15 protein-coding genes are annotated in these 10,698 nt (G+C 64.2%); 7 read left to right on the top strand and 8 right to left on the bottom strand.

Annotated features, from left to right (window positions below; all coding sequences use genetic code 11):
• Positions 1–58: 58 nt before the first annotated feature.
• Positions 59–1,285: a c-type cytochrome gene (locus tag IVB07_RS16105; RefSeq protein WP_247362403.1), complete on the top strand. Its 1,227-nt coding sequence runs from the start codon at positions 59–61 to the stop codon at positions 1,283–1,285.
• Between the two features lies 1 nt (position 1,286).
• Here IVB07_RS16105 and IVB07_RS16100 read toward each other — a convergent pair whose 3' ends face one another.
• Positions 1,287–1,937, bottom strand: a complete 651-nt coding sequence (locus tag IVB07_RS16100; RefSeq protein ID WP_247362400.1) for a trimeric intracellular cation channel family protein — start codon at positions 1,935–1,937, stop codon at positions 1,287–1,289.
• Between the two features lie 163 nt (positions 1,938–2,100).
• Here IVB07_RS16100 and IVB07_RS16095 point away from each other — a divergent pair, with 163 nt between their 5' ends.
• Entirely contained in the window at positions 2,101–2,493 is a 393-nt protein-coding gene (locus IVB07_RS16095; protein WP_027567464.1) for a hypothetical protein, read from the top strand.
• A gap of 57 nt (positions 2,494–2,550) precedes the next feature.
• Here the strand turns inward: IVB07_RS16095 and IVB07_RS16090 are convergent, their stop codons facing one another.
• The 3 genes from IVB07_RS16090 to IVB07_RS16080 are packed head-to-tail and all read right to left on the bottom strand — an operon-like array spanning position 2,551 to position 4,108.
• Positions 2,551–3,360, bottom strand: coding sequence for an isocitrate lyase/phosphoenolpyruvate mutase family protein (locus tag IVB07_RS16090; protein ID WP_247362399.1), 810 nt, complete (start codon positions 3,358–3,360; stop codon positions 2,551–2,553).
• Positions 3,361–3,411: 51 nt separating this feature from the next.
• Entirely contained in the window at positions 3,412–3,762 is a 351-nt protein-coding gene (locus tag IVB07_RS16085; protein ID WP_247767744.1) for an antibiotic biosynthesis monooxygenase, read from the bottom strand.
• A gap of 37 nt (positions 3,763–3,799) precedes the next feature.
• Positions 3,800–4,108, bottom strand: coding sequence for an NIPSNAP family protein (locus tag IVB07_RS16080; RefSeq protein ID WP_007603076.1), 309 nt, complete (start codon positions 4,106–4,108; stop codon positions 3,800–3,802).
• 193 nt (positions 4,109–4,301) lie between these two features.
• Between IVB07_RS16080 and IVB07_RS16075 the strand changes: the two genes are divergently transcribed.
• The 3 genes from IVB07_RS16075 to IVB07_RS16065 all read left to right on the top strand — a co-directional run bounded on the left by IVB07_RS16075 (position 4,302) and on the right by IVB07_RS16065 (position 6,661).
• Complete coding sequence (locus IVB07_RS16075) at positions 4,302–5,000, top strand: winged helix-turn-helix domain-containing protein (protein WP_247362396.1); 699 nt, start codon at positions 4,302–4,304, stop codon at positions 4,998–5,000.
• A gap of 198 nt (positions 5,001–5,198) precedes the next feature.
• Positions 5,199–6,206: an alpha/beta hydrolase gene (locus IVB07_RS16070; RefSeq protein ID WP_275995258.1), complete on the top strand. Its 1,008-nt coding sequence runs from the start codon at positions 5,199–5,201 to the stop codon at positions 6,204–6,206.
• Positions 6,207–6,409: 203 nt separating this feature from the next.
• Positions 6,410–6,661 carry a hypothetical protein gene (locus tag IVB07_RS16065; protein ID WP_247362394.1) on the top strand — a complete coding sequence of 84 codons (252 nt, stop codon included), beginning with the start codon at positions 6,410–6,412 and terminating at the stop codon, positions 6,659–6,661.
• A 147-nt stretch (positions 6,662–6,808) separates the two neighbouring features.
• Here the strand turns inward: IVB07_RS16065 and IVB07_RS16060 are convergent, their stop codons facing one another.
• Entirely contained in the window at positions 6,809–7,087 is a 279-nt protein-coding gene (locus IVB07_RS16060) for a twin-arginine translocation signal domain-containing protein (protein ID WP_247767743.1), read from the bottom strand.
• Between the two features lie 129 nt (positions 7,088–7,216).
• Entirely contained in the window at positions 7,217–7,531 is a 315-nt protein-coding gene (locus IVB07_RS16055) for a hypothetical protein (protein WP_247362390.1), read from the bottom strand.
• Between the two features lie 128 nt (positions 7,532–7,659).
• Here IVB07_RS16055 and IVB07_RS16050 point away from each other — a divergent pair, with 128 nt between their 5' ends.
• Complete coding sequence (locus IVB07_RS16050; protein ID WP_247362387.1) at positions 7,660–8,307, top strand: glutathione S-transferase family protein; 648 nt, start codon at positions 7,660–7,662, stop codon at positions 8,305–8,307.
• 96 nt (positions 8,308–8,403) lie between these two features.
• Positions 8,404–8,556, top strand: coding sequence for a hypothetical protein (locus IVB07_RS16045; protein WP_018456483.1), 153 nt, complete (start codon positions 8,404–8,406; stop codon positions 8,554–8,556).
• A gap of 10 nt (positions 8,557–8,566) precedes the next feature.
• On the opposite strand, the gene IVB07_RS16040 is transcribed toward IVB07_RS16045, so the two are convergent.
• Both IVB07_RS16040 and IVB07_RS16035 read right to left on the bottom strand, forming a co-directional pair.
• Complete coding sequence (locus IVB07_RS16040) at positions 8,567–8,914, bottom strand: hypothetical protein (protein WP_247336092.1); 348 nt, start codon at positions 8,912–8,914, stop codon at positions 8,567–8,569.
• A gap of 124 nt (positions 8,915–9,038) precedes the next feature.
• Complete coding sequence (locus IVB07_RS16035) at positions 9,039–10,571, bottom strand: acyl-CoA carboxylase subunit beta (protein WP_247767742.1); 1,533 nt, start codon at positions 10,569–10,571, stop codon at positions 9,039–9,041.
• Positions 10,572–10,698 lie beyond the last annotated feature (127 nt).

The following is a 10,698-nucleotide window of genomic DNA, read 5'->3' as shown; positions in this document are numbered from 1 at the left end:
AACGAATTGACGCCCCGTCATCCGGGACGGCGTCGATGGGTCGCAGGAGAGACTTTTGATGCGGACGATTCTCACTGGCCTGGCTCTCGTGGGCCTGGCGTTGTGCAGTGCGGTTGCGAGCGCGGCCGGCGCCGCCGAGCCGTCACCGGAGCTGATCGCCTACGGCAAGTCGCTGGTGGAGGCCGGCGACTGTGCCGGCTGCCACACCGCCGATCCCGCCAAACCGTTCGCGGGCGGAAAGCGCATCGACACACCATTCGGCGCGATCTATGCCCCGAACCTGACGCCGGACCGCGACACCGGCATCGGCGCCTGGACCGACACCGATTTCACTCGCGCCGTGCGCACCGGTGTCGCCCCAGACGGCTCCAACTATTACCCGGCGTTCCCCTACCCCTATTTCACGCGGATGACGAAGGACGACACGCTGGCGATCCGGGCCTATCTCGGAACGCTCGCGGCCGTCACCAGCCGCAACAAGCCGCCGGAACTACGCTGGCCGTTTGGCTATCGCGGCCTGATGCGGATCTGGAACATGGTCTATTTCAAACCCGGCCTGTTCGAACCGGACCAGAGCCAGAGCGCGGCGTGGAATCGGGGCGGCTATCTCGTCACCGGGCTCGGTCATTGCGGCGCCTGCCATACGCCGAAGAACTATTTTGGCGCGGACAAGCAGGCGCAGGCCCTCGCGGGCAACGAGGTGGGCGGCTGGTACGCGCCACGGCTCGATGGCGCCGCCCGCACCGGGCTGAAATCGTGGAGTGTCGAAGACATCACGGAATATCTTCAGAGCGGGCGCAACGCCAGGAGCCATGCCAGCGGGCTGATGGCGGAGGTGGTCGTCAATTCGACTTCGAAGATGAGCGATGCCGACGTGCGCGCGATCGCGGTTTACCTGAAGAACCTGCCGCCGGCACGGCGTGAGACGATCGTGACGCCGCCTGACGATGCCGAGATGAAGGCCGGCAAGGCCATCTACGCCAAGTTCTGCATCGCCTGCCACGAGGCCGACGGATCCGGCGCACCGCGCATCTATCCGCCGCTGCCCGCCAACGCGCTGCTGCAATCGGTCAATCCGTCCTCGACCTTGCGCATCATCCTCGACGGCGCCCACACCGTGACGACCCCGCGCGCGCCCAACACCGGGGAGATGCCGGCCTATTCCAACCAGCTGTCCGACGCAGAGGTCGCGGCGGTGACGAACTACATCCGCAATTCCTGGGGCAACGCCGCGCCGCTGGTGACGCCGGCGCAGGTGGCGAGGGCGCGGAAGCAGGAGCCGTAGCTCAAGGCTCCCGCTCCTCCTCTTCCGTGAAGACGAATTTCGGCATTTCCCATTTGTAGCGCACCGCGAGCAGGCGGAAGCTGATGCCGAGGGCGAATGTCAAAATGGTCCAGAGCTCGGCGTTCGGCTTGAGACCGAACGCGGTGGCATAGAACAGTCCCGTCACCACCGAGACGCTGGCATAGAGCTCGGAGCGAAACAGCAGCGGCACGTCGTTGCAGAGCACGTCCCGCAAGACGCCGCCGGCACAACCGGTCACCATCCCGGAAACGATGACGATCGGCAGCGTGGCATCCATCTGCCAGGCGATGTCGCAGCCGGTCATGGTGAAGACGACGAGGCCGATGGCATCGAGCACGATGAAGGCCAATTTCAACCGGTGCACCAGCCGCGCTATCAGAATGGTGAGGAAGGCAGCTCCCCCGGCGAGTGCGAGGTAGATGGGATTTTGCACCCAGGCCAGCGGATAATGCCCCAGGAAGAGATCGCGCAAGGTGCCGCCGCCGAGCGCGGTGATGCAGCCGAGGAAGCAGACGCCGAGCCAATCCATGCTGCGGCGGCCTGCAGCGAGCGCGGCGGTCATGCCTTGCGCCGCGACCGCAACCAGCGACAACAGATGCAGCACGCTATCGCTCGGCGGCAAGCCCCACATCGTTTTATTCCCTTCCGTCAGCGGAGCTTACGCTTCAGGTTCCCCAGCGAACAGGTTCCCGATTTCCCCGCGGGCGCAACATGCGACGAAAGCACTAACGAGGGCGGAACAGAATCTCGCATCCACGGGTTGTCCCGCCGCAATAATCGAGGAGAACCAATCGATGGCTGACGACCGTTTTATCAACGATCCGTACCGCCCGAATCTCGCCGATGATGAGTATCGCAATGCGGCGCGACGGGATGCCCAGCTTCAGGTCGACCCGGAGCTTGGCGAAGGCCCCGCCTCCAGCGGCAAGGTAGCCCTGTTCGCAGTGGCAATCGCCTTGGTGCTGGGTGCCGTATTCTACGGCCTGAACAACACTGGCACCAGCAACCAGGCCAGCACCACGCCGGCGACGCAGACCGCCCAGCAGGCACCGGCTACCAATCCGGCCGCACCTCCCGGCATGCGCGACGTGACGCCGCGCACCAATACCGGGCCGGGCGTAACCACGGGCGCCGCGCCGAGCAAGCCGGCCCCAGATACGCCGGCACCGGCTGACGGCGCGAAGTAACGAATTGCAACAATATGCGACAGCGGCGGGATTCACATCCCGCCGCTTTCGTTTGTCTTAGCTGAACATCTTGTTGAGCTCGCCGCCGGGATAGCCGCTCGCCAGCTCCGCGAAGGTCCCCTTCTCCGCCATTTCCTTCGCGGCCCGCATGAAGCCGCCCCAAGCGGCGCGAGCGAGTGAACCGCCGACGCTGATCCGGCGCACGCCAAGATCGGCAGCTTCCTGCAATGACAGCCCGGAGCCGCCGATCAACAGGTTGAACGGTTTGGGTGCGACAGCCTTCACCACCGCCGCGATGTCTTCGCGCGTTTTCAGGCCCGGCGCGTAAAGGCAGTCGGCACCGGCATCGGCGTAAGCGGTGAGCCGGTCGATGACGAGCTTGAGGTCGGTCACGCCCCACAGATAAGCCTCGCAGCGACCAACCAGCAGAGCGCCGCTATCGCCGATCGCCTTACGCGACGCCTTGATGCGCTCGACTGCGAGTGCGCGCTCGTAGATCGGCTTGTCCTTGTCCCCAGTGGAGTCCTCGATCGACAAGCCGGCAACCCCGGTGCGCACACAGCGCTCGACATTGTGCGCGACCTTGTCCGGCTCGACCGCAAAGCCGCCCTCGAAATCCGCGTTCACGGGGATATCGACGGAGGAGCTCAATGCTGCCAGATGCTGACAGACATCCTCGACAGAGACCTTGTTGTCGGCCTTGCCGATGGTCCAGGCAAAGCCCGCACTCGACGACGCCAGCGCCTTGAAACCGAGATGCTGCAACGCTTTCGCGCTGCCGACGTCGACCGGATTGGGCAGGATGAAGCAGCCGCTCTCGTGCATCTTTCTGAAGGTCGCGCGCTTGTCAGCAGTTGTCACATGCATGTTTCTCTCCCTTGTTGGCCGCGCAGAGATGGGGACGTGCCGCCGCGAGCGCTAGTGCGCGTCGTACACCGCGCGGCTGTCCTTCGGCGCCTGCTCGCGATCATTCATGCTGTAGTCACGGATGACGCTGGCGATACGCAAATGATAGTCGGCGAAGATCTTTGCGCGGCCCTTGGCCTGAGTGCGGCGATGCTCCATCGTGTTGCGCCAGGCTTGCACGGCCGCCTCGTCCCGCCAGAACGACACCGACAAGATCTTGCCCTTGTCGGTCAGGCTCTCGAAACGCTCGACCGAGATGAAGCCGTCGATGGTTTGCAGGATCGGCTTGAGGTCGGCCGCGAGGTCGAAATAATCCTGGCGGTGTTCCGGCTTCGGCCAGACCTCGAAGATCACGGCGATCATGGGCGTCTCTCCTTGAGTTGATGGCCTACGATACCACTTACAAAACCACTTGGCGCAGAAACGTGCGCTCTTCCGCGAGGATGAATTTGTGCTCCTCGGCGAAGTGGAAGTTGGCCATACCTTCCGTATCCTGACGCAGCCGGGCGCGATAGGCCTCATACGCAGCCAGACTCTCGAAGGTGATCAGCGCGAACGCGATATTGTTGGTGCCCTCGTGCGGCATGAAATAGCCGATCAGATCGCCGCCGCATTTCGGGATGATGGTGAGCCAGCGCTTCGAATACTCCTCGAACTGCGCGCGCTTGAAGGGATCGAGCTGGTAGCGGATGAAGACGGTGACGGACATGATGGGCTCCTCTGGTTCCACACCGCCATTGCGAGCGCAGCGAAGCAATCCAGGAATCCCTCTGCGGAGGCAGCCTGGATTGCTTCGTCGCCAGTGCAAAATTGCTTCGCAATTTTGTCACGGGCTCCTCGCAATAACGAGCAACCCACGCTACGCGCTTGCCCGACCGCAATGCTTCGGCTACCATCGAAGCATGAAATCAGGTCCTGACATCGCCATGATCGCCTCGCTCGTCGGAGATCCCGCACGCGCCAATATGCTCACGGCGCTGATGAACGGCCGCGCGCTCACCGCGAGCGAGCTGGCGCAGGAGGCCGGCATCACGCCGCAGACCGCGAGCTCGCATCTTTCCAAGCTCGAGGCCGGTGGCCTGATCGAGCCGGAGAAGCAGGGCCGCCACCGCTACTACCGCCTCACCGACGACGATGTCGCCGGGGTGCTGGAGGGGCTTGCGGGCCTCGCCGCGCGGACCGGCCATATGCGCGTGCGCACCGGGCCGAAGGATCCGGCGCTGCGGCGTGCCCGGATCTGCTACGACCATCTCGCCGGCGATCTCGGCGTGCAGATGCTGGACACCCTCCGCGCGCAAAACCTGGTCAGGCAGAAGAAGCAGGAGATCGAGCTGACGGCCGAGGGCGAGCGCTTCCTGGCGAAGCATTTGCAGATCTCGCCCGACATGCTCGCCCATCCGCGCCGGCCGGTCTGCAAGGCCTGCCTCGACTGGAGCGAGCGGCGTCACCATCTCGCCGGCACGCTGGGCGCCGCCATGATGCAGCGTTTCGCCGAGCTGAAATGGGCCGCTCGCGACGCCACGCCCGGCAGCCGCGTGGTAAATTTTACGCGCACCGGCGAGAAGCAGTTTGCCGCCTTGTTCGGGACTGCGAAGCACTGAACACAAGCGCGTGTAAGCGTCTCTCGTCGTCATGGCCGGGCTTGACCCGGCCATCCCAATCTTTAGTGCAGTTTGCGCGGCACCACGTGGATGCCCTGGCATTCGCCTCGCCGAAGCGGCTTCGGCCGCGCAGGCGGGTCAAGCCCGGGGCATGACGGAGAATGTGTCTCCTAGCGCTAACATGACTCAGAGCCTTCAATGATCCGCCTCCTCCCGGCCGTGCTTTGCACGGCTCTTCTCGCCGCTCCTCTTACATCCCACGCCGCCAACACCGCCCCGCGCGAACCCTACGGCATCGCGCTCGAAGGCTTTGCCTATCCCTATCCCGTGCACCTGCTGCCTCTGATCAATGACAGCGAGCAGCTCAGCATGGCCTATATGGACGTGCCGCCTGCGCAGCCGAACGGCCGCACCGTCGTGCTGCTGCACGGGCGCAATTTCCCGTCGAGCTACTGGGCGCCTGTTATCAAGATGCTGAGCGAGGCCGGTTACCGCGTCGTGGTGCCGGACCAGATCGGCTTCGGCAAATCCTCCAAGCCGACGGGCGAGCTCCATTTCGACACTCTGGCGCGCAACACCATCGCGCTGCTCGATCATCTGAAGATCGACAAGGCCGAGATCGTGGCCCATTCGCTCGGCGGCATGCTGGGCGTCCGCATCGCCCGCGCCTTTCCCGACCGCGTCGCCCACCTTGTTCTGACGGCCCCGATCGGACTGGAAGATTACCGCCTCTATGTGCCGCCGACGCCGACCGAGAAGATGATCGAGACCGAAGACAAGCTCACGGCCGATGGCTATCGCAAGCAGCTTCAGACCAATTATGCCATCAAGCTGCCGGCTGAGGCGATCACGCCGTTCATCGACGCCCGCTTCAACATCAAGGGCAGCCCGGACTATCCACGCTGGCTGCGCGCCTTCGTCAGTTCCGGCCAGATGATCTATCGCGAGCCGGTGGCGCACGAGATCGCACTGATCACCGAGCCGACGCTATTCATCATGGGCGCCGACGACCACAACGCTCCGGGCCGGCCGAACGCGCCGGAGGCGCTGCGCGCGAAAATGGGAGAGAACGCCGAGCTGGCGAAGGCACTCGCGGCGAAGATGCCGAATGCGCAGGCCGAGGTGATCCCGGACACTGGCCATCTCGTCTTCCTGGAGGCGCCTGAGAAGTACAGGGAGCTGGTGCTAGGTTTTCTCGGCCGCTAGCGTCATTGCTGTCGTCCGGAGCCGCGTGCGGGGAATGTTCATGCCGCATTCAGGTCATGATTGGCAGATTTGGCTGGCGTCGTGTCGGCATGTTGGGATTTTAACGTGTCGAATCGTGTCTTTTAATTCATGGTGCGCCGAAAAGCGCCAAGCCCCCCTACCTGCCCCCAAAACCTACACCCAAGGACGAGAAGGAAGATCAAATGAAATACCTGTTTGCCGCCGTGATGCTCGCCAGCGCGGTCGTTGGTTTCAGCGAGGCGGCCAGCGCCGCCGGCGGTTGCGGCCCCGGCTGGTATCGCGGCGCCTATGGCGGCTGCCGCCCGATGCGCGGTCCGGTCGTTGTCCGCCCGGGTCCGATCATGGTTGCGCCGGCCCCCGTCGTCGTCGTGCCGCGCGCGCGTGTGTGCCCCTACGGCTTCCGCTGGTACGCCGGCCGCTGCCGCCCGTTCTGATCTCGTTTTTTTCGCATTGCGAAATGGCCGCGCGGCGAAAGCCTGCGCGGCCATTTTCTTTTTGAACGCCTGACGTCGCACCGGGATGTTTCGAATCAGAACGGGGACCGCCGATCGCGGTCCCCGTTCAAGCCTGGTGCGCGAAGCTTACCAATGGCGGCGGTGCCATCGCCGGCGATGCCAGCCCCAGTGACGGCGGCGCCAACCCCAATGGCGATGGCGGCCGTGCCAGTGCACCTGCTCCGGCTTCAACTGCGCGGCCTCTTCGCTGCTGGTGACTGCGGGATGAGCGTCGGGATTGCCTTGCGGCACGCGGGGGTCACCGAGCGGCTGCGGCGCCAGCGGCGCAGCCTTTGCGGCGGTCGTGAACGCGGCAGCTCCGGCCGCGACACCGATTGCAAATTTTAAAAAGTTCCGGCGCTCCATGACTTCTTTCCTCCTGGATGGTCGTGCCAGTGATGCAGAGGCGAGTGTCGTGGTGACGACATGAACCGAAGCTGAATCGCGCGTTCAGCTTCGCTGCGAGTCCGACGGTGACAGCCCGCCGCCCGGGCGCTACTTGCCAAACTCCTGCGCCAGCACCAGCAACTCGCGCGTGCGCGTCACGTCGGGCCAATCGCGGTTGAAATCGGCTACCAGCTGCGTCAGCGCATCGCCCTTCAACATGGCATGCAGCGCAGCCTCGCTCTCGAACTGATACATCGCCTGATGCAGTGACGGATCGTCGAGGCTCCAGAACCGCCAGGCCTTGCTCACACCGAACGCCTTCATCGCGTCGGGCAGATGTTCGGTCTCGTACCATCTGTCGAAGGCGGCGCGCTTGCCGGCATCGGTGACGACGGCGCGGACGACGAAGAAGGCTGACGGCATCGGATTTCCTCCTGTTGTTTGGGGTGAGACTAGCCGGTTACGTCGGCGACGACAAAAAAGGACGGCACCGGTGTCGGAACGCGCATCTCTCACCCGTCCTATGCCTGAACAGCAGACGGAGACACCACATGCCCGACCTCACGCTCACCACCTTCGACTGGGTTCCCCCGCCCCCGCGCGGTTTCGTGCGCGACCTTCGGGTGCGCTGGGCGCTCGAAGAAGCCGCATTGCCCTATCGCGTCGCGAGCGCGCCGTTCGACGGGCGCGGCGCCGAGCATCTTGCGCACCAGCCGTTCGGGCAGGTGCCGTGGCTGACCGACGGCGATCTCTCGATCTTCGAGAGCGGCGCGATCCTGCTGCATCTCGGCGGCCTCAGCGCGAAGCTGATGCCATCAGATCCGCGCGGCCGCAACGAAGCCACGGAATGGCTGTTCGCCGCGCTCAATTCGGTGGAGATGGCGAGCCTGCCCTGGACGATGTCGAAGTTCATGGGTCATCCGAGCGATACGGCCGCGTGGAAATTCGTCGACGACTTCCTAAAACTCCGCCTCAAGCACATGGAGGCGGTGCTGGCCAACCGCGAATGGTTGGCAGGCACGTTCTCCGTCGCCGACATCCTGATGTCAGACGTGCTGCGCATCGTCCATCAGTTCGATGGCCTCGCAGACAGTCCCGCCTGCCGCGCCTACGTCGCGCGCGCCACCGCCCGCCCGGCCTTCGCCAAGGCCCACGCCGACCAGATGGCGCATTTTGCGGCGGCGGACGCGACCCGCTGACGCCGCGCCCGCGTGAGATGTGACGTGCCTCACATAATGAATCCGGCGATGGCCGTAGGGTTACGGCGATCAAATCATCCCTGCGGAAGGTGACACATGGCCCGCATCGCATATCTCAGAGACCAGCTTGCCCGCGCCGAACGGCTGGCAAAGGCGATCCTCGACCGGCAAACCGCGGAGCAGCTTCAGGCGTTTGCAGCCGAATGCCGCGAGGAGCTGCAGGTGCTGTCGCGCAGGGCTGCGGCGTAAGGCTGCTCGGTTACACGAGCTTCATCGGCGTATCGGCGACCACGCGAAGGTCAATGCGGCTGATCAGTTGAGACCGAAGCGCCTCCGCATCCCCAATCGCGCTCTCCGTCTGCCGCAGCGTGCTGACGTTCGAACCGAGCGAGACAATCCCGCCGAGCACCAGAGCGATCGATCCGAGCGCGGCGGTCTGACCCATCCCAAGCAAACCGAAGATCGTGATCAACAACAGCGCGCCGCCGCCCCCGATCGCGAGCTTGGACGCCAGGATGTACTTGCGGCATCGCTCGGCGATCTCGGCCAAAGCCTCGATCCGCGCTTCGATGTCTGAAATCTCGTCGGTCGGATCGTCTTCGGTCATTGGATTTGGATCGAGGATGCCAACTCAGAAACAGAATCGGTAGCCCGCATGAGCAAAGCGACATGCGGGACTTGGATAGACAAACCCGGATGCCGCTACGCTCATCCGGGCTACAAGTTCGCCCTCACAACGGCAAATTGTCGTGCTTCTTCGCCGGCGTTTCCACCTTCTTGTCCTTCAGCATCGACAGCGCCCGCGCGATCCGCTTGCGGGTCGAGTGCGGCATGATGACGTCGTCGATGTAGCCGCGCTCGGCGGCGATGAAGGGGGAGAGGAAGCGGTCTTCGTATTCCTTGGTTCTTGCGGCGATCTTGTCGGGGTCGCCGATGTCGGCGCGGAAGATGATCTCGACCGCGCCCTTGGCGCCCATCACCGCGATCTGGGCGGTCGGCCAGGCGTAGTTCATGTCGGCGCCGATCTCCTTGGAGGCCATGACGTCGAAGGCGCCGCCATACGCCTTGCGGGTGATGATGGTGACCAGCGGCACGGTGCACTGCGAATAGGCGAACAAGAGCTTGGCGCCGTGCTTGATCAGGCCGCCATATTCCTGCGCGGTACCCGGCAGGAAGCCCGGCACGTCGACGAAGGTGACGATCGGGATGTTGAAGGCATCGCAGAAACGCACGAAGCGCGCCGCCTTGCGCGAAGCGTCGGAGTCGAGCACGCCGGCCAGCACCATGGGCTGGTTGGCGACGAAGCCCACCGTGCGGCCCGCGATGCGGCCGAAGCCGGTGACGATGTTCTTGGCAAAAGCGTCCGCGATCTCGAAGAAGTCGCCCTCGTCCACGACCTTCAGGATCGGCTCCTTCATGTCGTAGGGCTTGTTCGGATTGTCGGGGATCAGCGTGTCGAGCGACATGTCGACGCGGCCGATGTCGTCGAAGCTCGGCCATTCCGGCACACCGTCAGTGTTGTTGGACGGCAGGAAGTCGATCAGGCGCCGCATCTGCAAGAGCGTCTCGACGTCGTTCTCGAAGGCACCGTCGGCGATCGAGGAGCGCGTGGCATGCACGGAAGCGCCGCCAAGCTCTTCCGCGGTGACGACCTCGTTGGTGACGGTCTTCACCACGTCGGGGCCCGTGACGAACATGTAGCTGGTGTTCTTCACCATGAAGATGAAGTCGGTCATCGCAGGCGAATAGACGTCGCCGCCGGCGCAGGGGCCCATGATGACGGAGATCTGCGGGATTACGCCGGAGGCGAGCACGTTGCGGCGGAACACGTAGGAATAGCCGGCCAAGGCAGCGACGCCTTCCTGGATGCGAGCGCCGCCCGCATCGTAGAGGCCGATGATGGGCGCCCTCGCCTTCATCGCCATGTCCTGCAACTTGGTGATCTTCAGTGCGTGGGTCTCGGACAGCGAGCCGCCGAACACTGTGAAGTCCTTGGCGAAGACAAACGTCTTGCGGCCGTTGACGGTGCCCCAGCCGGTGACGACGCCGTCGCCGGGCACCTTGTTCTTCTCCATGCCGAATTCGGTGGAGCGGTGCTCGACGAACATGTCGAATTCCTCGAACGATCCCTTGTCGAGCAAGAGCTCGATGCGCTCACGCGCGGTCAGCTTGCCGCGGGCGTGCTGCGCCTCGATGCGCTTCTCCCCGCCGCCGAGCTTTGCGCCGGCACGACGGTCTTCAAGGGCGTCCAGGATATTCTTCATTTGCTCCCGCCAGTTCTTAGCCTAAATGCGATTGCCGGGGGTTCTAACACGGCATTTTGCGGGCCGGGAAGCGGCTTTCGGCCCAGCAGGGCTGCCTTGCCGCAGCGGGAAAGCGCAAGGAATTTCA

The organism is Bradyrhizobium sp. 172 (assembly GCF_023101065.1).
GTDB classification, from domain to species: domain Bacteria; phylum Pseudomonadota; class Alphaproteobacteria; order Rhizobiales; family Xanthobacteraceae; genus Bradyrhizobium; species Bradyrhizobium canariense_D.
Note: the sequence above shows the minus strand (reverse complement) of the source record. Positions and strands in the feature narration are given on the sequence as shown.